The sequence below is a fragment of the Dyadobacter alkalitolerans DSM 23607 genome (assembly GCF_000428845.1).
Taxonomy (GTDB): domain Bacteria; phylum Bacteroidota; class Bacteroidia; order Cytophagales; family Spirosomataceae; genus Dyadobacter; species Dyadobacter alkalitolerans.
Window position 1 is genome coordinate 90,119 of sequence record NZ_AUAS01000001.1, and the last position, 23,081, is coordinate 113,199.

At 45.3% G+C, this 23,081-nt stretch carries 20 protein-coding genes; 10 read left to right on the forward strand and 10 right to left on the reverse strand.

Annotation, left to right across the window (positions count from 1 at the left end):
- Positions 1 to 6 precede the first annotated feature (6 nt).
- Together treA and G395_RS0100395 are read left to right on the forward strand one after the other, a co-directional pair.
- Positions 7 to 1,557: an alpha,alpha-trehalase TreA gene (gene treA / locus G395_RS0100390; RefSeq protein ID WP_084439333.1), complete on the forward strand. Its 1,551-nt coding sequence runs from the start codon at positions 7 to 9 to the stop codon at positions 1,555 to 1,557.
- A 126-nt stretch (positions 1,558 to 1,683) separates the two neighbouring features.
- A complete protein-coding gene (locus tag G395_RS0100395; protein WP_026628227.1) occupies positions 1,684 to 2,475 on the forward strand; it encodes a PhzF family protein in 792 nt (263 codons plus the stop codon).
- Between the two features lie 40 nt (positions 2,476 to 2,515).
- On the opposite strand, the gene G395_RS0100400 is transcribed toward G395_RS0100395, so the two are convergent.
- Entirely contained in the window at positions 2,516 to 3,391 is an 876-nt protein-coding gene (locus G395_RS0100400) for a DMT family transporter (protein ID WP_026628228.1), read from the reverse strand.
- Between the two features lie 100 nt (positions 3,392 to 3,491).
- On the opposite strand from G395_RS0100400, the gene G395_RS0100405 reads away from it, so the two are divergent.
- Positions 3,492 to 4,859, forward strand: a complete 1,368-nt coding sequence (locus G395_RS0100405; RefSeq protein ID WP_229203893.1) for an OmpA family protein — start codon at positions 3,492 to 3,494, stop codon at positions 4,857 to 4,859.
- A gap of 605 nt (positions 4,860 to 5,464) precedes the next feature.
- Here G395_RS0100405 and pth read toward each other — a convergent pair.
- The gene (pth, locus tag G395_RS0100410; RefSeq protein ID WP_026628230.1) at positions 5,465 to 6,025 is read right to left on the reverse strand and encodes an aminoacyl-tRNA hydrolase; all 561 of its coding nucleotides are present in this window, start codon (positions 6,023 to 6,025) and stop codon (positions 5,465 to 5,467) included.
- A 66-nt stretch (positions 6,026 to 6,091) separates the two neighbouring features.
- Between pth and pyrR the strand changes: the two genes are divergently transcribed.
- A complete protein-coding gene (pyrR, locus tag G395_RS0100415) occupies positions 6,092 to 6,631 on the forward strand; it encodes a bifunctional pyr operon transcriptional regulator/uracil phosphoribosyltransferase PyrR (RefSeq protein ID WP_026628231.1) in 540 nt (179 codons plus the stop codon).
- An 8-nt stretch (positions 6,632 to 6,639) separates the two neighbouring features.
- On the opposite strand, the gene G395_RS0100420 is transcribed toward pyrR, so the two are convergent.
- Positions 6,640 to 8,190 (reverse strand): hypothetical protein, encoded by a 1,551-nt coding sequence (locus G395_RS0100420; protein ID WP_229203894.1) that lies wholly within the window; start codon positions 8,188 to 8,190, stop codon positions 6,640 to 6,642.
- Between the two features lie 161 nt (positions 8,191 to 8,351).
- Between G395_RS0100420 and argS the strand changes: the two genes are divergently transcribed.
- The 4 genes from argS to G395_RS0100445 all read left to right on the forward strand — a co-directional run bounded on the left by argS (position 8,352) and on the right by G395_RS0100445 (position 12,189).
- A complete protein-coding gene (gene argS / locus G395_RS0100430) occupies positions 8,352 to 10,130 on the forward strand; it encodes an arginine--tRNA ligase (RefSeq protein ID WP_026628233.1) in 1,779 nt (592 codons plus the stop codon).
- Between the two features lie 134 nt (positions 10,131 to 10,264).
- The gene (locus G395_RS0100435; RefSeq protein ID WP_229203895.1) at positions 10,265 to 10,822 is read left to right on the forward strand and encodes a glutathione peroxidase; all 558 of its coding nucleotides are present in this window, start codon (positions 10,265 to 10,267) and stop codon (positions 10,820 to 10,822) included.
- A gap of 72 nt (positions 10,823 to 10,894) precedes the next feature.
- The gene (locus G395_RS0100440) at positions 10,895 to 11,272 is read left to right on the forward strand and encodes a DUF5618 family protein (protein WP_026628235.1); all 378 of its coding nucleotides are present in this window, start codon (positions 10,895 to 10,897) and stop codon (positions 11,270 to 11,272) included.
- Between the two features lie 23 nt (positions 11,273 to 11,295).
- Positions 11,296 to 12,189: a 1,4-dihydroxy-2-naphthoate polyprenyltransferase gene (locus G395_RS0100445; RefSeq protein ID WP_026628236.1), complete on the forward strand. Its 894-nt coding sequence runs from the start codon at positions 11,296 to 11,298 to the stop codon at positions 12,187 to 12,189.
- 6 nt (positions 12,190 to 12,195) lie between these two features.
- Here G395_RS0100445 and G395_RS0100450 read toward each other — a convergent pair whose 3' ends face one another.
- The 7 genes from G395_RS0100450 to G395_RS28345 all read right to left on the reverse strand — a co-directional run bounded on the left by G395_RS0100450 (position 12,196) and on the right by G395_RS28345 (position 21,037).
- On the reverse strand, positions 12,196 to 13,977 hold the full coding sequence (locus G395_RS0100450) for an SGNH/GDSL hydrolase family protein (protein ID WP_026628237.1): 1,782 nt from the start codon (positions 13,975 to 13,977) through the stop codon (positions 12,196 to 12,198).
- A 74-nt stretch (positions 13,978 to 14,051) separates the two neighbouring features.
- Positions 14,052 to 14,501, reverse strand: a complete 450-nt coding sequence (locus G395_RS0100455; protein WP_026628238.1) for a DUF4920 domain-containing protein — start codon at positions 14,499 to 14,501, stop codon at positions 14,052 to 14,054.
- 28 nt (positions 14,502 to 14,529) lie between these two features.
- Positions 14,530 to 17,982 carry a DUF7948 domain-containing protein gene (locus tag G395_RS0100460; RefSeq protein ID WP_026628239.1) on the reverse strand — a complete coding sequence of 1,151 codons (3,453 nt, stop codon included), beginning with the start codon at positions 17,980 to 17,982 and terminating at the stop codon, positions 14,530 to 14,532.
- Between the two features lie 19 nt (positions 17,983 to 18,001).
- The gene (locus tag G395_RS0100465) at positions 18,002 to 18,622 is read right to left on the reverse strand and encodes an ABC transporter ATP-binding protein (RefSeq protein WP_026628240.1); all 621 of its coding nucleotides are present in this window, start codon (positions 18,620 to 18,622) and stop codon (positions 18,002 to 18,004) included.
- Between the two features lie 43 nt (positions 18,623 to 18,665).
- Positions 18,666 to 19,565 (reverse strand): class A beta-lactamase, subclass A2, encoded by a 900-nt coding sequence (bla, locus tag G395_RS0100470; RefSeq protein WP_026628241.1) that lies wholly within the window; start codon positions 19,563 to 19,565, stop codon positions 18,666 to 18,668.
- A gap of 30 nt (positions 19,566 to 19,595) precedes the next feature.
- The gene (locus G395_RS0100475) at positions 19,596 to 20,801 is read right to left on the reverse strand and encodes a hemolysin family protein (RefSeq protein WP_026628242.1); all 1,206 of its coding nucleotides are present in this window, start codon (positions 20,799 to 20,801) and stop codon (positions 19,596 to 19,598) included.
- The gene (locus tag G395_RS28345) at positions 20,798 to 21,037 is read right to left on the reverse strand and encodes a hypothetical protein (protein ID WP_051349910.1); all 240 of its coding nucleotides are present in this window, start codon (positions 21,035 to 21,037) and stop codon (positions 20,798 to 20,800) included. Before G395_RS28345 ends, G395_RS0100475 begins: the two co-directional genes overlap by 4 nt.
- Before the next feature lie 237 nt (positions 21,038 to 21,274).
- On the opposite strand from G395_RS28345, the gene fbaA reads away from it, so the two are divergent.
- Entirely contained in the window at positions 21,275 to 22,354 is a 1,080-nt protein-coding gene (fbaA, locus tag G395_RS0100485; protein ID WP_026628244.1) for a class II fructose-bisphosphate aldolase, read from the forward strand.
- A gap of 262 nt (positions 22,355 to 22,616) precedes the next feature.
- Positions 22,617 to 22,826: a hypothetical protein gene (locus G395_RS0100490; RefSeq protein WP_157486492.1), complete on the forward strand. Its 210-nt coding sequence runs from the start codon at positions 22,617 to 22,619 to the stop codon at positions 22,824 to 22,826.
- The last annotated feature ends 255 nt before the right edge of the window (positions 22,827 to 23,081 follow it).

The following is a 23,081-nucleotide window of genomic DNA, read 5'->3' on the forward strand; positions in this document are numbered from 1 at the left end:
TCACATTTGTACGGATTCATAGCACCCGCTTTTACGTATGGTTCACCGCATGTTTCACCAGAGGACTTGTATGGGACGCTGTTTCGTGATATCCAGCACAGCCATATTTTTGAAGATTCCAAAACTTTCGCCGACGCGATTCCGCTGGAAGACCCGGTCCTGATCATTGAAAGATATCACCAGGAACAGGACCGCCCCGGATTCGACCTGTATGCCTTTATCAGTCAGAACTTTCGAATGCCTGCACATATCAAGTCTACTTTTGAGGCCGATAAGAGCTCGTCAACGTCGGAAAACATTGGCAGATTATGGGAGGTGCTTACGCGCCAGCCCGAAAACCAGGAACGTGGAGGCTCCCTGATCCCGCTTCCCTTTCCTTATGTGGTGCCGGGCGGGCGTTTTCGTGAGATTTATTATTGGGACAGCTATTTTACAATGCTTGGCCTGAAAGAATCCGGACGAACGGATCTGATCGAGAGTATGGTTAATAATTTTGCCTATCTCATTGATAGTTTCGGATATATTCCCACAGCCAACCGAACCTATTATTTAACCAGATCCCAGCCGCCTTTCTTTTCCTTAATGGTCCGGCTTTACAGTGACATTGCGGGAAATGAAATCCTGAAACGCTATTTGCCTCAATTGCAAAAAGAATATGATTACTGGATGCAAAACGACGGCCCGTCGCATGAATCATTTACAGCGCACCGAAGACTGGTTAAGCTTCCCAATGGCGTTTTACTGAACCGTTACTGGGATGACAAGGCCACGCCCCGTCCGGAGTCCTACCGCGAAGATGTGGAACTGGGCAATGAGGCGCGGGACCGGTTTGGAACGGCTCCGGAAGCAACTTTCAGGCATATCAGAGCTGCCGCTGAGTCGGGATGGGATTTTAGCAGCCGGTGGTTTGCAGACGAAAACGACTTTGCGAGCATTCATACCACAGACATTATCCCCGTTGACCTCAACTGCCTGATGCACCACCACGAAAAAGTGCTGGCAGAAGCATATCTCTTGCATAACAATACTAAGATGCACCTGCAATATGAAGAAAAGGCGCGTTTAAGAGCCGCTGCGATACAGACTTATTTCTGGGACGGCTCGCGGAATTTTTTCATGGATTACGATTTCAAGAAGCAGGATTTTACGAAAGCTGTCACATTAGCGGGCACATTTCCTTTGTATTTCAAGCTGGCCACCAAGTCGCAATCACATTTTATGCGTGGTTATATCCGGCTTAATTTTATGCGCTCCGGCGGGCTTTTGACCACTACGATCAAGTCGGGGCAGCAATGGGATGCGCCTAATGGCTGGGCGCCGCTGCAATGGATCACTTACAAAGGCTTGCGCAATTATAATTTCCACCGGACCGCGGACGAGCTGTGCGCGGAATGGCTCACGCTGGTCGATAAGGAGTTTAGGCATTCGGGCAAATTGCTCGAAAAATACAATGTTTCAGACACCAATCTGATCGCCGGAGGAGGTGAGTATGAAGTTCAGGAGGGATTTGGCTGGACCAATGGCGTTTATCTCCGTATGAAAAACCATAAGAGCTAGTTACATATAAACCAGTGTCGAAATTATTATCTGATTCGAATAATAATATTGAAAATTTCCAGAGACAACTTCTTCTAATCGAGAATATTTTTAATACCTTGGTATTGTTAACCCCATTTTTTGAACATGAAACTATCCATATATCAGATCGATGCGTTTACTGATAAACTCTTTTGTGGAAACCCTGCTGCGATTGTTCCTCTGAATGAGTGGGTTGCAGATGAAACAATGCTCAACATTGCTGCTGAGAACAATCTGGCAGAAACTGCATTCTACGTTCCTAATGAAAATGGCTTTCATATCCGCTGGTTTACGCCTTCAGTTGAGGTTGATCTTTGCGGCCACGCAACATTGGCTGCTGCATATGTGATTTTTAATATTCAAGGTTACGAAGGCAAATCGATCCGTTTTGAGTCGCGCAGCGGCGAACTGCAAGTGGATTGCAAAGAAGATTGGCTTACATTAAATTTTCCCGTTGACCTGTATCACATTGCCGTGCCGCCTCCTGCATTAGTGGAAGGCCTTTTTGACACGACAATGTTGGAAGTATATAAAGGAAAAACAGACTATATGGTGGTTTTGGACTCCGAAGAGGTGCTTAAAAACCTGGATTTTGACATTATAGTATTATCAACCATTCCGGCACGCGGCATTATCGTAACGGCTGCCGGTGAGGACGTCGACTTCGTTTCGCGCTTTTTCGCTCCGCAATCTGGTATAGATGAAGATCCCGTAACCGGTTCCGCACATACAACATTAATCCCTTACTGGGCCGAGAAACTCGGCAAAACAACATTAACCGCCAAACAACTTTCAAAGCGCGGCGGATACCTCAAATGCGAACTGGACGGCGACCGCGTACACATCGGCGGCCAGGCGAGATTGTATTTGAAGGGAGAGATATTTATTGATGACTGAGTTTTTAGTTTTGAATGAGTGAATGAGTGAACCGGGTCGCTTATTCACTCATCAACTTCCTCCTCTGCCCTGCATATAATCCACCGATTACCAGCACGGTTCCTACTATTGTATAAGTCGTTACCGGCTCGTCCATGAGCCACCAAGCGAAGAAGAAGCCGAAAAGCGGGCATAGGAAGAGCCATAGGGAGGCTTTTACGGTGTCAATTCTAAGTAAGTAAAACCAGCATATCAGTCCGATGATGGAAACGGCCAGGCTTAGCCAAAGCACCGGAAACCAGAATGTTCCGTCCCAGATGGTGGTTGAAAAATCACTGAAAAGCAATGTTACCGGAAGCAAAAAGACGCCCCCCAGGAAAACCTGCCATCCATTGATCAGCAAATTGGGCAGCTCCCACTGAACCGTAGCATAGTAAACGCTGGCTGCGGAAACCGCTATCATACTGATCAGCAGCAATGTTATCCCTTCTATTGTCGTATAACTATCTGCCAGTAACGGGTAAGTTGCCACGCCTACCCCTGCCATTCCTAAAATGATCCCTAACCATTCTTCCGTCCGCGGATGCCTTTTGAGCCACCAGGCGGATAACAGCACAATAATCAGCGGGTTAACAGAAACGGCCAGACTGCCGATTCCGGCAGCAGTAAATTTCATGGCGTACACGTAGAGGCCGAGATAAAGCGTTGTATTAAGGAAACCGAATAGCGCAAGCTGCTTCCATTCCTTTTTGTTTGGCATCCGGTAAGACGGATCTTTACTGAGCAAATAGGAAAAAGACAACAATAAGATACCAGCAATAAAGAAGCGAACGTTTGCCAATATTAACGGAGCAGCTGACCGGACTCCAAATTTGGTAGCCACAGATGCAGACGACCACAGAATGGAAAAGAGAATGCCAATACCAATGTTTTTCACGCTTTCAAAGAATTATGATCCAAAAATACGCGATGCGTTTCGGGTTCACCCTGCACTTTTTATATTTTTGGGCATGATTGATAAAATTAATGCGAAGTGCATGCTGGTAATTCTTCTTACCGGACTTTGTTTTCCTTCCTTTTCGCAAAGTCAATGGACCTACGACTTCAACAATGGCCTTACTCCTATTGAAAATGCCGGCCCGTCTTTAAAAGTGCTCGGGCAGCCTGGAAAATATGTCAAAGAGAAGATCCCGGGATCTGATGATTTGAGCAGGACCATTTATCAATTCGAAAAAAACAGTGGCTTACAGTTCAATAACACGGAAGCCAAAGGTTTTTTGAGCAAATCTTTTACGGTTGAGGTCTATTTTAAAATGGATGAGCTCGACAGCTGGAAAAGGGTTCTCGATTTTAAAAACAGGAAAAGCGACTTTGGCAGCTATATCTACGACGGCAAGCTCAATTTTTACGATTTTGCGATCGGAGAAAAAGCGCCTGTTCGCGCAAATCAGTATGTACATTATGTGTACTCGCGCGATTTCGAGACCAAGATCATTAAAATGTACATCAATGGTCAATCCAAATTGGAGTTCAAAGATCCGGGAACGGAGGGAATGCTGGATAGTGATCAGGTCCTCAATTTCTTCCAGGATGACCTCATCGCGAATCACGAATCCAGTGCCGGCTCCATTGTTCTGATCCGCGTTTACGACCGTGTGATGACGCCCGTTTTTGTAAGAAGAAGTTACCAGACGATCAGCAAGGCGCCCAAAGCACCGGTAGCAGAAAAAGAGGAAGAAAAGCAACCGGAAGAAAAACCTGCCGTTAAAGAACCTGCAAAAAGAAACACCAATCTGGCCGTTGTAACAGGCCGTGTTTACGATGGCAAAAACCTGAAACCCGTAAATGACGCCGATGTGACGGTCCGCAAATCGAACTCGGATTCGTTGGTGGCATCAACCAAAACAGTTAACGGAATCTACAACTTTGAACTGCGGCCTTACGAAACATATCGCATTTCGGCCGAGGCAGAAGGTTTTCAATCCAAGAGCGTATCGGTAAAAGTTTCAAACAGGTTTGAAGAAGTGAAGTCGCTGATCAGCCTGTCGGAATCGACTTACGATACACCATTGTCCACATTATATTTTACGCAGAGCACGGATGTGCTGGAAGATGATGCACTGAGAGGCCTTGATTCGCTTGTTTCTTATTTTCAGAAAAGAGATAATTTAAGGATTGTGCTGAAAGGTCATACGGACAACACCGGCGATTTTGCTAAAAACCTAGAATTGTCGAACATGCGCGTGGCGACTGTTAAAAGTTATCTGCTGGGAAAAGGAATTGACGAAAACCGCATTTCAGGCTCAGGTTATGGCTCGGCGCAGCCAAGCCGTATGAACCAGACAGAAGCATTGAAGAGATCAAACCGCAGGGTCGAAATTTGGGCAGAGCCTATAAAAAGATAAAGCCATCTCACTGAGACGGCTTTATACTGACTATTCCTAAACCCTTAACCTTTTCTTATCTTGTATATCTTTTGCGATTGAGTTCGGCGTTTTTTACCGAAAAAATATATCAATGCAAGCGTATCTAAATCTCTTTTTATATAAAGTAACAATGTTTTGAATAATACTCCAATTTCCTCATTAACTAATTACGGAAACAATTGGCCTATATACGAAGCAAACTAACTTTCAGATTTGCCGGCAAACATTGCTTTTTTACCTCTATTCGCCCTTCTTTTAATTTTTGCCCTATTAACTTGTAACTGAGCGACTAACAGAACTGCGATAATAAATGCAAAGGTAAAAACATTAATTTTATTTCCTTGGATTTATTCAATTTTTATTTCGGCGAACCGTGATACAAATATCCGGATTAGTTTCGAAATTACAAACATTCTCAAATCGCACCCACAGAATTATATTTGGAATTAACCCTTGTTTTCAAGAGATATTTTATTATTAAATCTTGTAAAATAAAGTTTGGCTTTATTAATAATCTGAGAAATAACCAAATTACAGAATAAATACAAATCTTGAAATATTTATATAATCTTTATTTAGTACAATCATTGGTTATAATTATTCATTGTCGATTGTATTCCCAAAGTACAAAACGAAAGAACCATATCGCCAGCGTTATCCAAAAATATGGGCAGCTCGGTCATTTCATCATTGGAAAAAGGTTTTAGCACATAATCTACTTGCCTTCCTCTCGGAAAATTATTTCCTATTCCAAACCGCAAACGGGGATAATTTGTCGACGCCAGCAGCTCCTCAATATTTTTTAGTCCATTATGCCCACCATGGCTTCCCTTTGGCTTGATCCGCAGCGTTCCGAATGGCAGTTGCAGTTCGTCGAGAATGACCAGGAGGTTTTCTTCCTGAACTTTAAACTGGTCCATATAATAGCGGATCGCTTTTCCGCTCAGGTTCATGAATGTCGTAGGCTTTATGAAATATATTTGTCTGCCTTTGTGTTTCCACTCCGCCACGAATGCGAGTTTTTCAAAAGAAAATTTAAAATCATGCTGCGCCGCCAGCCTGTCCAGCACCATAAATCCGACATTATGCCTGGTGAATGCGTACTCCGGACCTATATTTCCCAACCCGGCAATCAGATATTTCATTTGTTAAAAGTTTTTGATTTCATCTTCGAGCACTTAATTTAGGCTAAAATTCAGGGAATTTACATTATGCCCCAAAAACGATTAATACTAAGCAGCCCGCTGCTGGAAATCATGACCAGCCGGTTATGCCAGGAACTGATTGAGAATCACCAGGATTTTGCCAACTCCGTGGTGATGGGACTGCAACCGCGGGGAATACATTTTGCCGAACGCATTATTGCCGAACTTAGAGAACGCACGGGAAAGGACATTCCAATGGGGCACCTGGATGCAACCTTCTATCGCGACGATTTTCGGAGACGGGAATCCCCGCTCCTACCCAATAAAACCAATGTTCCTTTTTTGATCGAAGGCAAAAGAGTGATCCTCATTGATGACGTTCTTTCGACCGGCCGCATGGTGAGGGCGGCGCTTGATGCTATGACAGCCTTTGGACGTCCCAAAACGGTTGAACTCATGGTGTTGATCGACCGCCGCTATAATCGTGAAATTCCCATTGACCCGGATTATGTCGGAATGCAGGTAAGCACCGTAGAAAGTCAGCGCGTTCAGGTAGAATGGAAAGAACAGGGCTTTGAGGCAGACCATATCTGGATGGTCGATTAATTTCAAGATCAGCGCGGGCGAGATGCTTCTTCCTTCGTTGCCTTGCCGATGTCCTCTGTTTTGTAGGTTAGTTTATTAATATAAAAAACCTCACGCCCCTGCCCAATGGTGGATGTGCCCAGGCGCTGCATGCCGTAAGCCAGAAAATACTGTCCATACCAGGGAGACAGATAGCTATCTTCATTATTAAGCACTTTCTCCTTCTCCGATTTGGCCGTAATCTTGAATTTTTCGCTTTCCACAACAACTTGGTTCCTGCTGATCACTTCTGTATGAATTTCTCCTTCCTGCGGATAAGCCAATACAAAATAATCATCAACCGGCGTCACCTGGACCATTTCCTGCAAATCGTAACTTGTCAGGTCCTTGATAGTGATTGTGTTATCCCACATGAATTTCCCGTTCCTGTCGAACCCGCAGACAATGGCATGCGTGTAACGATAACCTTCCAGCGAGCGCGAAATATAAGGCCGTGAAATGCCGCCGGTAATGATTGGGCTTGTTGACCTTTGATTAGGATAATAAACTTCCGCCACCAGCACGATTTCATTCTCTGTCTGGATCAGCTCATGAACCAGCAATCTGTAACGAAACTTGTTTTCCTTACCCATGCTTTTCCTCTTGCCGATGCGCTCCATCATCTTCGCACGGCGCTTGGGCTTCATATAATTAAAGAAATTCTGCAATTCAGAAAACTCAATAAACTGCGGATCGCGCGGCTCGTCATGCTCCACGTGCGTCACGTACAAGCCCTGTGAATACTGCGTACAACCAACGGAATAATTGCCGATCAGATAAGAATCGTCCGCATTCAAAGGCACGATCTGGCCGGAGATAAAGCTATATCTGGGATCGCTTAATGTTGTTTTTTTCAATAGCTTGCCATCGTAATTGTACGTTTTGATTTCAAAAACGCAGTTTTTCTTCCGGTAAGCATAAGTAATCACATTAATATAGCCGTCAATTTCATTGATGTCGACATTGTTCAGCTCCGTATTTTTTTCAAAAAGACCCGGCAAGACGCGCGTTGTATGGTCAAAAAATGAATGGACGATAACCACCGGCCGCGACCTGTAATAACCTGAAACCAATGCTTTGCTTCCAATCACCTTGAACTGCTGCACGTCCACACCGGCTAAAAGATTTCCTTTGTAAGTGTCGATTGAACCGTCGCCGTAATTGATCTGCATGAAGAGAAAACGATCGGTATCCGGCTCAGCAAAAAGCCAGTAACCACTTTCTTCGCCTTTATAAGCCATAACAGGAATATAGCGGAAATCCAACTTGTAACTTGTCCGCCAAACCGCTTTCAAGGTTGAGTCGTACTTCACAAACTGCCATTGCTCATTCCGTGAATTGGACCATTCATTTCCCCTGATAACGGACAGCAAACCTTGCTCGCCCAGGCTAAAAACCTCGAACTGCTCCGTTGAAGTCGGGCTAGCAGGTATTTCCAGACGGTCGGACTGCTGCAATTGTGCGAAGGCACCGACAACGGGAATGATACACAAAAAGAGCATGTAGTAAATCCGGTGCCATTGCAAAGAATGGTTATTCATAACTTCTTCCTTCAGGGGTGTAACTCTCTTCAATATTTACCCTAATTTTGCATCAAAAAGGACAACATTGCTATTAATATTATAAATTATTTTAATCAAATAAAAACTTTGGGAAATGTCATTCTGAATTAGAAGAAGCACTTCCATTGACCCCATCATTCATGACGATTGAAGCAATTCTGAAGGACGATATTCAAAAAGCAATCCAGAAGCATTTTGAAGTAACCATTGAAGACATCATTTTACAACCGACAAAAAAGGAATTTGAAGGATTTTACACTTTTGTTACTTTCCCGCTTACCAAGTCAATCCGTAAATCCCCCGCTGAAATGGGCCAGATCATTGGAACTGAGCTCGTAACGCAATCTTCTGTTGTTGCAAACTTCAATGTGGTGCAGGGTTTCCTGAACATCAGCCTCAAAGACACGACTTGGCTGGAATTGTTTTCGAATGTTTTCAATGATCCGAATTTCGGAACATTCGCTCCGAACGGGCAATCCGTGATGGTCGAATTTTCCTCGCCGAACACGAATAAGCCGCTCCACCTGGGACATTTGAGGAATAATTTCCTTGGTGATTCGCTATCTAAAATACTCAAAGCCAGTGGTTATGATGTCGTAAAAACCTGTTTGGTCAATGACCGCGGCATTCATATCTGCAAATCCATGCTGGCTTACCGCGAGCTTGGCGATGGCGAAACGCCAGAATCAAGCGGGATCAAAGGCGACCATTTGGCTGGAAAATATTACGTGCTGTTTGATAAGGAATATAAAACGCAGATCAAGGAGCTTGTGGAGCAGGGAATGCCGGAGGAGGAAGCCACTAAAAAGGCTCCCTGGATCCTGGAAGCGCAAAAATTGCTTTTGCTTTGGGAAAATAACGATCCCGAAACCGTTGCATTATGGCATAAAATGAATGGCTGGGTTTACGAAGGTTTCCGCCAGACTTACGATAAAATTGGTGTTGGTTTTGATAAAACTTATTACGAATCAAACACTTACCTGCTAGGAAAGGACATTATCGAAGAAGGTTTACAGAATAATGTCTTTTACAAAAAGCTAGACAATTCCGTCTGGATCGACCTGACCGCAGAAGGACTGGACGAGAAACTGGTTTTGCGCGGCGACGGCACTTCGGTTTACATCACGCAGGATTTGGGAACGACCGAATTGAAATACAGCGATTTCCACAACAACCGCTATTTATGGGTTGTAGGAAACGAGCAGGATTATCATTTCAAGGTTCTATTCGCCATTCTGAAAAAACTCGGCCGCCCTTATGCGGACGGCTGTTATCACATTAGTTACGGCATGGTAGATCTCCCTTCCGGAAAGATGAAGTCCCGCGAAGGAACCGTGGTTGACGCGGATGATCTGGTGGAACAAATGATCCAGACCGCCGCCAGCAGAACGCAGGAGCTCGGTAAGATCGACGATTTTGACAGTGCGGAAGCCAAACAGCTTTATAACCAGCTTGCCTTGGGTGCATTAAAATATTTTCTTTTAAAGGTTGATCCTAAGAAAAGAATGCTCTTCAACCCGGAGGAATCTATTGATTTTCAGGGTCATACGGGACCATTTATTCAATATACATATGCGAGAATTCGCTCTATTATCAGAAAAGCGGAGCAGTCAGGCATCCAAGCGGTGATTCCGCCCGTAAGCTATACATTACACCCGGCGGAAAGGGAGCTAATTTTTGCATTGTCTCAATATCCGGTGCGTGTGCAGGCTGCAGCCAGTGAGTTCGCGCCTTCGGTGATTTCGCTGTATGCCTTTGAGCTGGCGAAGGTCTATAATCAGTTCTATGCCGAAGTGTCTATTTTCTCTGATCCTAATGCAGATTCGGTCAAATTCCGCGTTGCATTATCTAGTGCTGTTGCTGAAACAATTCAGAAGGCTTTGGGGTTATTAGGGATAGAAGTTCCGGAGCGAATGTAGCGAGGCCGGGTGGTTAGGGAAGTTGTTTTGAAAAGCCGCTAAATGTATCGAATATCCTGTATTTCACTTTTTAATTACATAATCTAACCAATAACCAGACTACAATTATGAGCTTATTGAAAACATTATTTATTATGATCACCAGTTTAATAACCGGCCTTTTCGCCGATAAGTCTGAGATTGCCACAAGACCTGCCCATGACGTTGTTGCGAAGCAAACGCTTTATGATTTTAAGGTTAAATCTTTGGTAGGAAATAAAACGGTTGACCTAAGCAAATACAAAGGCAAAAAAGTGGTGATCCTGAATGTTGCTTCCAAATGCGGCTACACCAAGCAATATGCGGACTGGGAGAAGTTCAACAAGGAACACGGAGATAAAGTGGTTGTGTTGGGTTTCCCCGCAAACAACTTTGGTGGCCAGGAGCCAGGCACAAGCGAGGAAATCGCGACATTCTGCTCGGCAACTTACGGCGTAACTTTCCCGATGTTTGAGAAGGTTTCTGTTACAGGTGAAGATCAGGCGCCGATTTACAAATGGCTTACTACAAAGGATTTGAACGGCTGGAATGACAAAGCGCCAACCTGGAATTTTTGCAAATATGTAATAAATGAGAAAGGTGAGCTGACTAATTTCTTCGCCTCAAAAATCCTTCCGACTGACCCAGAGTTTCTGACAGCGGTTGGCATTTAAGAAAAGCTTTTTAACTTTCAGGCTGCAAATGTTGCAGCCTGAAATAATTTCACCACATACACATCACTAAGCATGAAAGACATTACCGAAGCTAAGCGCTACATCTCCAACGCAAAAGAGATTCTGAGAGAAAAAGCGATTAAGGAAGACGGCTATTACAAAGACCGTAAGTATGTAAAAATGGCTGGACATACAGCTTACTCTGGTGTGCTGGTTGCGCTTGACAGCGTTTTAGGAGATAAAAAGAAAAAGACTAGAAAAAGCGTGGAATGGTATCAGAAAGAACTGTCTGTGCTGGATAAGAAGATTCTATCTGATTTCATGGCAGCTTATGATATCCTGCATTTATCAATGAGTTATGATGGTGTATTAAGGGCAGAAATTTCAAAGACTGGCCTAGACGTTGCCGAGAAAATTATAAACTGGGCTGAACAAAGATCACAGGCCTGACATTACCCTACTCTTATTAATCAATGAACCCCTGGATTGAAGCAGCCCGTCCCCGCACATTGCCTCTTGCACTTTCATGTATCTTAATGGGCTGTTTCCTGGCAGCTTCCACGGGAACGTTTAGCTGGCCAGTTGCGGGATTGAGCGTTTTGACGACGATTTTGCTGCAAGTGCTGTCTAATTTTGCCAATGATTACGGCGATGCCGTCAACGGCAAAGACACTGAGTTGCGCGAAGGACCGCGCAGGGCCGTTCATTCCGGTCACATTCAAGCTTCTACGATGCTGAAAGCCATTATTGTTTTCTCAATTCTGGCATTAATCTCCGGGATTTCGCTTCTCATTATTGCACTAAAAGGCGCTCCGGCTAATGTTTTCTGGGTTTTTCTGGGGATTGGCATTGCGTGTATTATTGCTGCGATCACTTATACCGCAGGAAAGCGTCCATATGGTTATGTAGGATTAGGGGATTTGTCGGTTTTGATATTTTTTGGATGGGTGGGTGTGCTGGGCAGCAGTTATTTGCACACGCATGTTTGGGATTGGGGCCTGCTCCTTCCAGCTTCCAGCTGCGGACTTTTCGCTGTTGGTGTTCTCAACATCAATAACATTCGTGACATTGAATCTGATAAAGCGACGGGGAAAAACTCCATTCCCGTCCGTCTCGGACGTGAAAAAGCCATTGCTTATCACTGGACGATCCTGATCATTGGAATGCTCTGCGTTTCGGTTTATACGGCTGAGCACTTCTCTGGTTATACGAGCTTGATTTTCCTGCTGAGCTTTCCTTTATTTATCAAAAATGGCCTGGCAATTTCCAGGTTGAAAAAAGCCAGCGAACTGGATCCCTATTTGAAACAAATGGCGCTTTCTACATTGCTATTTGTGATTCTGTTCGGCATAGGCGTTGTTTTGTGAGCCTTGTTATTTGACAAATGGCTTGATCGAATCTCCCAGCATCTTATATCCTTTTGCATTCGGATGCAGTCCGTCAGAGAATAGCGACTCGTCGATTTTGCCGTCTTTTTGTAAAAACACTTTTCCCGGATCCAGGAAATTTACATTGGTTTCTCCCGTCAGCTGCGCCAGTTTTTCATTGATCACAGCAACTCTTCCTTCCTGCTGACGCCTCGGATAAATTCCAAGCATGGTGATCTGCGCATCGGGTTGGCGAAACTTGATTGCATCAATGAGCATTCGCCAGCCTTCCACAATTTCCTCATCGGAATTCAAATGCAGGTTATTCGTGCCAATGTTAACAAAAACCTGCCTCGCAGCATAGCCGTCCAGTTCTCCGTGGTTAATACGCCAGAGCACATTCTCGATCCGATCCCAGCCATAGCCCATATTGCGGGCATTTTTACCAAATGTGTTGTTCCACGAATCTGCTCCATTTGCACGCGGCCCTTTGGGCAAGCCTCCCCAAAAATGTGTAATGGAGTTTCCGATAACCACAGTTGCCGGTGGGTTCGTTTTATTTAAATCCAAAATCTCCGCATGCCGCGCTTCCCAATCGTAATTATTCGGCTCCCGCATTTGAATCACCGGTTGGGTTGTGGACGCCTCGCCTTTATATTCATGCAAAATCTGCCGCAAATGCTTCTCGTAACCTTCGGCATAACGCATCATACCTAAGTCGTTAGGATGCGTGCCGTCCACCATCGTCTCGATATCCTGCCCGAAATCGGCTTTTGGAATAATATATAACTGTGTAATGCCCTCCGCTTTAAGCTGCGCAAATGCTTCCTTTAATGTTTCATTGACCTCACTGTAAAAATGCTTGCTTTGCGGATTCATGTCCTCATCCGTGTATCCGGCGTGCGATGCAAGAACTATGGGCGTCTTTGGATGCTTTTTGCGGAGTGTTCGCGTGGTGGCAAGGATCCTGGTTTTTACGTCTTCAATGGTGAGTCCAAGCTTGGAATCTGGCCTTACAGTAAGATTGGGAAGACAATCAAGAACGAATATCTTGGCATCAATTTCCGAGACAATGCTGACCACTTCTTCTTCAAGGCGACCGTTACCGGAGAATCCTAGGTTAATGAGCGGGTGATCCAGCTTTCGGCCCAAAATTGCTGTCCAAGCCATTCCCGGGCGTGACGCGCATGCGCCGTGTGCAATGGATGTGCCGTAAATGACGATGGGTTTATCTGGCCGGGTGGCGAGTGGTGTGAATTCCGTTCCATCCGGAATGCCTACTTCCAGCCATTTTACGCTGTTATATAACGGGAGATAGAGTCTGTATTCTCGTCCTCTCTTGTGATAGGAATCATTGGGCTCCAAGCCTCTGAATGTGTAGGTTATGGTGTCGCCGAAGGCATATTTCCCGGCGCACCAGCGCCAGTCGCCATCGCTCGAGATGGCATAAAGATCAACTCCGCTTACACCGGTCGCAGGCATGTGCGGCAACGCGTGCTTTCCGTTCACGACATAGCGAATGCTTATTTCCGAAGCATTCGCCCGAAATCGCAGCATTAACCCGGCTGACTGGTTAGACAATCCCCAAACCTGCTCCCTAACCTGCTTCTCAGCACGCGCCGGCAACCGGTCATAGGGATTTTTCACTTCCTTAGGCCACGCCTGACCTTCCAAAACCGGGAATGTCGCAGTCTGCGGATTCCACCAGTTTAATTTTGTAGTTTGGGCAAATGTAAAATGGAACGAGAGGATCAGCCCAACGCAGGCTATGGCGGTTTTGAACTTCATATAAAAAGAAAATGGACGCTTCTGAATATCTTCAAAAGTGCCCATTCGCAGGTTTCTTACTTCGATGATCGGAATTATTTCACGATCACGCCATCGGCAATAAAGGTCAGCTCATCCTTCGGCTCGGTGATTTTTGCTATCTCTTCCTGACTCTGGCCGGCGTCCTTTGCATAATGTTGCAAATGCTCCACCGGAATCGTTTTCTTTTGCGCTTGTCCTTCGAAAACTACCGTTTTGCCTGTTATGTCTTTTGGAACAAAAAATCCGTAATCCTTGAACATTACACGCATTGTTTCACCATTATCCAGCTTCACCGTCATCCAGCAGCCCTTAACCTGACAAACAGACTCCACCTCGCCACTCACCTTGGCTGCCATTTCTTTTTTATCCCCCATTTGCTTAGGCAAAGTGCTGGCTTTAATGACCTTGCTCTCGGTAATTTCCTTGCCAAAATGGCTTTCGGTTTGCGCTTCTGCGATCAACGCGCCCATGGCGAGGAGCATGAGCATCATTACTTTTTTCATGTTCGTTATGTGTTTAAGTGTAAGATTATTATTCTAGAACTTCTACCCAGCCTTTGCAATGGTTACCCTGTGGCGTGTCCACAACATAAAAATAGGTCCCGTTGCCAATGCCTTTGCCCCAATCATTTTTATAATCCGCCGTCTTGTAAACCGATTTCCCCCAGCGGTTAAACACTTCAAGCGAAGCTGGCAAAACGGGCACGATGAACAGATCATTCTTTCCATCCCCATTCGGCGTGATCACATTGGCTAATGTAAATGGGGGCGATGCGGTTATTTTTTTCGACGCCGTCAATGCGCATCCCGCACTGTTATAGGCAGTTAATGTGACTGTGTATTCGCCCGGCGTTTCGTAAATATATTCATTAATCTCCGGATCTGTGATGGTGTTGCCCGTTCCCAGGTTCCATTCGTATCGCTGCGCATTTTTTGTTTGATTGGACAGCGAATAGCTGAAAGGTGCATTACAAGCCCCACCAGACTGATCTATTTCAAAAATAGGCTCATGCGCCCTATCCACCTTCACCGTAATCTCGCGCACCGGCCGGCAACCGTCCGCATAAGTGCCTTCAATGGTGTAAGTGGTTGTTTTTTGCGGCTTCACCGTGACCGTTTTTCCAATGGTTTCTTCCAAGCCCTCTGTTGCCAGCCAGCGATATTTCGTCCCATCGCCCGAAACACTCAGCACAACCGTCGCTCCGGCGCAAACTTCCACATCCGGCATATCAATGAAGTCAGTCTTTTTGTCAACAGAAACCTTCATTTTCTCAGTCACTTTACAGCCGCTTGCATTGCTGATTTCAACGGAAAATTCGGCGTCTTCCCGGACCGTAACGGACGGCATAGCTATCAATGCATTGTCCATTCCGGTTGCAGGTGACCATTTATATTGCGTACCGCCCGAAGCCCAGAGTTGTAATTTCGTGTTTTCACAAACCGTCGTATCGGCTTTAATCTTGCTATTTAGCGTTTCAACGATGATCTTCTTCTGCGCAACATCCACGCGCTTGCAGCTCAGCCGATTGTATGCTTTTAATGTGACAGTGTATTCGCCAGGTTTGGTAAATGTATATTCCGATTGATCCTCTTCGCGTGAAAACGTGCTTCCCCCGACATCCCAAATGTAATCCACGCCGCCCTCGCTTGTGTTTACAAAAGATAAGGACAATGGCGCGCAGCCACGCAGCACGTCTTTGGTGGTTCCTGAATAAACGTCGAAGTCAGCTTTCAGTCGGTCAATGTCTATTTTGAATGCTGCATTGTTACAATTTTCGCTGTTGTTTGTCTTTGACCAGGCCTGAGGCGTTGCCGGAAAACCGCTTCCGCCGCATGCGCAGGTTGCATGATAAATCGTCCCATTTTTATCAAACCGACTCGTTCCGCCATCCACATGATCACCCTGGACCTGGCCCGAACGGTCGCGGCTTCCAAAATAAGTGGCATACAGCAGCGATTTTGCATTTTGTTCGAGAATGGCAATGTAAAAGTTATTTCCGTTGGTCAATGACTGGATTGCGTCGTCGGTAACGACCATATTATTAGTCGTGCTGTTTACATTATTGCCGGTGGACGAATTCACATTGCCGCCCCAGCCTGCCAGGTAAATGTTGCCGCATTCGCTCACCAAAAATGCAGTCGGTGAAATGTCCGGAACGCCTCTCCCCGATCCTATAACCGTTGAAAAAATGGTTTTGGATAACGCGCCGTCCAGCGCATGTACAAATTGACCACTCTTCGCATTTTGATAAACACCCTTACTCACCGGATAAGGACCATTCGTCAGTCCATAGACATACACATTGTTAGCCGCATCCAGATCCAGCAAATAAGCACCATCCTGGTTCGCAGTTCCCAGGTAAGTGGTGCCCGCCAATTTGTCATTTACATAACGCGCTACAAATCCATCTTCTGTCCCGTTCAATGCTTTTTGATAGGAGGACGCTGTGGTCGGCAGATTCTTGCTTTGCGTGATTCCGGCCACGTAGATGTCGCCTGCGGCCGAGACTTTCAGCGAGTAAGCGGCATCCCACTCATTTCCCCCTACAAATGTGCCCCATAGCAAATTATTTAGCCCCGCATTAAACTTTAAAACAACCCCATCCTGCACGCCTGCGAATTTATCCTGCACAGCATTTTTCAGCGGAAAATTGGCCGAATTGGTTGAGGAAACGATAAAGACATTATCCTCCTTATCAATGCCGATCTCACCTCTGAAAGAATCGCCGTAATTGCGGATTGTTGCCAGATCGCTCATGCTTACGCCGTCGTTCCCGCTGCCGCCTGCGAAGGTGGAGGCTGCCAGTTGTTTGCCGTCGGCGCTCATTTTAGCCACAAAAATGTCGCTGCCGTTATCAAGATCCAGCCCGGAAATGGGGATAACCTTTGTTCCGCCGCCAAATGTGGTTTGAAATGCGCCCGTTCTCGTCGGAAAGTTTTTGGAAGATGTTGTGCCTAAGATCAGCAATTCCTTTTTGCTGTTAACGATCAGGCTGCTTGGAATGTCGGTTTGGCTCCCGCCGAGGAATGTTGCGTAAATGAGTTTGCTGCCGTCTGGAGTGAATTTCATGATCGAAACGTCTACTAACCCCTCAAATTTGGTTTGAAAAGCGCCGACTGTCGCCGGAAAATTGGCCCCAAAAACAGTCCCGCCGGAATACAAATTTCCTTCATCATCATACGTCGCCGTATGTCCCCAGTTGTCGGCAACGGAACCGGAATAAGTGGAAAAGATCAATTCCGGATCGATGGTGAGCTTTTCTGATTTGTTATAAGCTTTGGGAATGCTGAATGTGACGACATTATCGGCAGACAAAAGAAATTTCGAGGAAACTTCCGTGGTGCGCGCATTAACCTGCTGAAAGGAATACGGCTCCGCTTCTTTGAACTGTCCAATGCTCGTTTTCACAACAATCTGGCCCGTTTCGTTCACGGAAACCTGCTCAGCACCATTGTATTTCATCCGGATCTGCGACGGATCAGCCTGCGGATGCACGATGAATTCATATTTAAGTTTGAATTGATGCAGGTAAACCCGCATATCAATCCCCTCATAAAGATTTTTATAAATCACCTCCTGAAAACCCTTCACATTACCCGCCCAATGTGCCTCTTCTTTGCCCAGAAAATAGTTGAAACCCGTCTCAATGGGTGCATTAGCAGCATATTTGACATTCGCAGAAGCGCTCAGAAACTGCACTTCTACACCATGCGCGGCAATGGATTTTTCAACTTCGCGCGCACCATTTGAAGCCACAGGCTTTTTTCCATGATTGGCGGAAACCTGGGCGGCATCATATAAAACGTAAACGAGTGATTGTTTTTTCAGAAAAAGGAAGCCGCCGGGGATTTCGGTGCGGAACAAAATGTCGGATTCCCACTGGCCGCGGTTTTCAATAAAATGCATTCCGGCAGCCAGGCAGTTGCCCATAATGCAGGTTAAAAACAGGAAAATTAAGACGACTGGACGTAAATTTCTCCGCATATATGGCTCCGCTGTGTTTCTATTTGAACGCAGAAACTGAAATGATATTTTCACAAAATTCATATTCCTGCTTTACATTCGAGCCCAGCAGAACGAGCTGATTTTGTGTGTGATGCACGACGTGATCGAGATACCAAGTGATGCCCGGGACATCCAGATTGGTCGTAGGTTCATCGAGAAAAATGACGGGAACATCTGACATAAAAGCCAGACCCAGCTTCACACGCTGTTTCATACCCGAGGAAAAATGCCGGAGCGTCTTCCCGCTGGCATGCGGCAATTGTATAAAGTCCTCAAAATCTTTGAACGAAATGCCGTTTTTGAATGCCTTGAATTTGCTGTGAAACTGGATCAGCTCTCGCAATGTAAACTCCTCGATCAATTCGAGATAAGGCGCGGCGATCACCAGATGTTTGTACCAATGATCAACTTCGATTTCCTTTCCCGTTTGATCAATGTATTTGATCGTTCCCTCGGAAACGGGGACAATGCCGGTCAGCAATTGCAATAAGGTCGATTTTCCGCTGCCGTTGGGGCCTACAAATGTGTATTGTTGCCCAGCTGCCAGCTCAAATGTAGCATTACGGACAATCCATTCTTTGACAAATTTTTTACCTATTTTCTCAACTGATATCTGCACTTTTTCAAAGACTTAGAATGATGAAGGCGGTTTTAAAAACATTCTATTTAGCCGCATAATGGTCATATGCCGCCTTCGAAACCTGCGCCATAACCGATTCAATCGCTTTCAGCTCAGCTGTTGAATTTGACATAAACAACACAATCGCGAAGCTCTTACCATTGGGCATTTTCACAACGCCGACATCATTAACAGCCGCCATCATGCCCTTACCGTTCATGCCCGAAGTGCCTGTTTTATGCGCCACAACAGCATCTTTGGGTAATTGACCTTTGATCCGGTTCATGCCGGTGGGGCCATCGATCATGATCTTGGATAAAAAATCGTGGCTGGATTTGGAAAGATTTTTCCCTTTATAAAGAATATTAAGCAGTTGCAGCATCGCTCCGGGCTTGCACCAGTTGGTATATTGCACATTCCAATCCTGCCCCATTTCCTCTTCGTTGGCAACAATCGCAATGTCTTTTACGCCTAAACTATGTACATAATCCTGAACGGGTTTTGTGCCGCCGGCCAGTTTGAAAAGAATGTCGCAGGCAATGTTATCACTCAACGAAACCATGCTGGCCAGCAGATCGCCAATGGTGAGATCGACATTTCCATCCGGATATTTGTCGCGCAGCGGGCTGTAAGTTTTCAGTTGAACGTCTTCTTTGGTAAGGTGATATTTTTGGTCCAATGCTAATTTCCCTTTATCCACCTGATCCAAAACCGCCATCGCGATAGGAAATTTGAAAGAGCTGAGCATGGGGAACTTGTGATCTGCATTTAAAATCAATGTTTCGTTCCCTCCCAAATCTTTAATAGCAACACCCGCTATGCCGTCAATCTGCTTCGTAATGCTTTCTATCTGACTCTTAAAATCGGACTTTTGCGCGAATAATAAGTTGGGTAATATAAATAATGCAGCTAACAGAATACTCCGTAATGTATTTACTTTCATGGATTTGGATCAATTGCCTTTAATAGTCTGTTAACTTTTTTCGCTCTTCTTTTCTCTTTCTTCAATGGTCAATCTGACGAGCTCAATGCGCGTGTCCTGCATGGAAACGACCTGGAATGCGTAGGGCGGAATGCTTACGGTTTCGTTCACTTCGGGTAAGTCGCCAAAATTGTCGATTAACATGCCAGCTAACGTGTCATAATCGCCTTCCGGAAGCTCCCAGCCGTATTTTTCGTTCAAATAATCGAGTTCGTGGCGTGCGCTGAGAATGTAGGTGTCATCGTCCAGTTTGCGCTCCGTCCAGTCTTCCGTGGAGTCATATTCATCCTGAATTTCCCCAAAAATCTGCTCAACGACATCTTCCACACTCACCAACCCCGATGTCCCGCCAAACTCATCCACCACCAAAGCCAGACTTCTTCTTTCTTCCAAAAACCGCAGCATCAGGTCGCTCGCAGGCATCGCTTCCGGCACGATCAGGATCGGCGTGATAATGTTGCTGATCTCTTTTGGCTTTTTGAAAAGGGACAACGCATGGCAGTAACCTAAAACTTCATCCACAGATTCGCGGTGCACGATAATTTTGGAATGGCCGCTGGTAAGAAAAGCAGTCCGCAGGTCTTCAATGCTCGCGTTGACATTCACCGCCGAAATTTCAGTCCGCGGGATCATACAATCCCGAATGCGCAAGTCTTTAAAATCCAATGCATTGATAAACATTCGTTCTTCAATGCTATGATCATCGAAATCCGGATCGTCTGCGGAAGCTGCATCGTCGCGCAATGATGGCGACAGAATATTCTCCTTCACAAACGGCTCTACAACCCAGTAAAGCGGCGTAATCACCCACTCGGCAAAGCGAACTGGGAAGGCGGAAAGGTCCAGCGCCTTCGGAAATGCACGTCCGATTTTCACCCAACTGGAATAACTCGCCATCCAAACCACGATCAAAACAGCGAACATGCCCGCAATCAATGCGCCTTCATGAACGCCAAGATCCACCAAAAGAACAGGGTAAAATGCCGCTATGGCCCAGAAACAGCCTAGTGCAACAGTCAATAACCGGATCATGCGCAGGATCCGGCGCCAGTATAAGGTTTCGTAAACCTCTTCGGATTTTTCGTGGCGTAATGAATAACGGTCGATCGAAACATCCAGTAAAACAGAGCGCACAGCCCCATAATAACCTGCCAGGATAAAAAACACAACCGTCAGACCCAGGAATAGCATGCTCATTTTTTCGAAGTTTTAACCGGCTTTTCCTTCTTCATATTCGCATTCATTTCAGCTTCTTTTTTGGCTAATAACGAAGCCTTTAACCGGCTGAACTGGAACATAAGCAGGCACATAATGGCCAGCAAAAGCAGCCAGTAACTTTCAAACATAGTTGTCCTGCGGAATTCGAGTAGCCACATTACAAAAAAGCCCAGCGCGAGGGCAATCAGGATCGTCCTGGTCAGTTTGGAATTCATCAATTAATCTTTCGTATCACAATCACGCAGCGCATTGTCTGCCATTTCAACATTTTCAAAGATACGCAGATTGTGCCAAAACGATTATACATAGATTAATCTTCGTCACAAAGCATAATATACCGCGCATATTTCCTCCAATTTCTGTAAAATACCTAACTTGCAGGGATTCCCGCGCAGTTCATTTTTTATATCTGAATTGTAAAATTTATTCTTGAAAAAATATTCTTTATTACTATGAGCGAAACCACAAAACGCTTTGCGCCCGGTGTTGTAACCGGTGACGGAGTTAGCGAAATTTTCCGCCACGCCAACCAAAATAACTATGCCCTTCCGGCGGTTAACGTGGTAGGAACCAACTCAGTAAATGCAGTTCTGGAAACTGCCAAAGCGGTTAACAGCCCCGTTATCATTCAATTTTCGAATGGCGGAGCAATATTTTATGCTGGAAAAAGTCTTTCCAACACCAATCAGCAGGCTGCTATCGCAGGTGGAATTTCGGGTGCAATGCACGTGCACCAGATGGCAGCACTTTACGGCGTTCCCGTAATTTTGCACACAGACCACTGCGCCAAAAAATTACTTCCCTGGATCGACGGACTTCTTGAAGCAGGCGAACGTCATTTTGACCAGCACGGCATTCCATTGTACAGCTCACACATGCTGGACCTTTCGGAAGAACCGATTGAAGAGAACATTGAAATTTCCGCAAAATACTTCGAGCGCATGGCCAAAATCGGCATGACGATTGAAATTGAGCTAGGTGTAACAGGTGGCGAAGAAGACGGCGTTGATAACAGCGACGTAGACAGCTCGAAACTGTACACGCAGCCTGAAGAAGTTGCCTATGCTTACGAAGAGCTTTCTAAAATCTCTCCAAACTTCACCATTGCAGCAGCATTTGGTAATGTTCATGGCGTTTATAAGCCCGGAAACGTAAAATTAGAGCCGAAAATCCTTCGCAACTCTCAGCAATTCATCCAGGAGAAATTCGGAACAGCTGAATTGCCTGTTAACTTCGTATTCCACGGCGGATCAGGCTCTTCCCGCGAAGAAATCCGCGAAGCCATCGAATATGGTGCGATCAAAATGAACATTGATACGGATATGCAATGGTCAACCTGGGAGGGTCTGTTGAAATACTACAAAGAGAACGAAGGCTTCCTGCAAACGCAATTGGGCAACCCAAATGGCCCCGATTCGCCAAACAAAAAATACTACGACCCACGCGTATGGCTACGCAAAGGCGAAGAAACTATGATCCAACGTCTTAAAGTGGCGTTTGAGGATTTGAATTGCATTAACCAGCTTGGGTAATTTCTAGCTATTTTTAGTCAGACGGAAAAAGCAACCTGTAAGGGTTGCTTTTTTTGTGTTGTGTGCGATCATTTACCATCCAATCTCATTATACTTCCGAATAACAAGCCATTCTTACCGGCGGATCAAGCATACTGACCGGCGAATAATTGTGCTTAACCCTTCTACAAGGCGCTATATTTATCTCACATAGATTGCGAAAGAGTTAGACTATCCCATCAGGCTGACTCGAATGACTTCTTACATTAAACCTTTCGCATTTATGAGATTTACGTTACACCAAGTAGCTTGCCTTTTATCTTCCATTAATCCATTTATAGTGTTGTTAGCGGCAACGATATTATTTACAGGATGTGAACATGACACTCGCGTTCAGCAGGAAGTAGGGGCTAATAAGCAAGCAGAAATGAAAGAAGTGTTTTACCAGAATTTGAGTGCACAAATGCCCGCTACATATCCGGAAGCCCTTTAGAAGTTTGGTCCAGGTGATTTAGAGCACATCGCTCTGACTGAAAATCTGAATAGTGCCGCTATCTTACGAACCGTCAAGGGAAATACATTCGAATTGCCAAAAGTATAAGAAAAATATTTTTGATTATAACGTCAAAGTTACTAAGTCTGATGACGAGATAATCAATTATTTCAAATCGCTGAGTGACAGAATTGTTACAAATTCGACCGAAATAAATAATGGATCACCACTGACTGTCTTAGTTAAACTCGAATA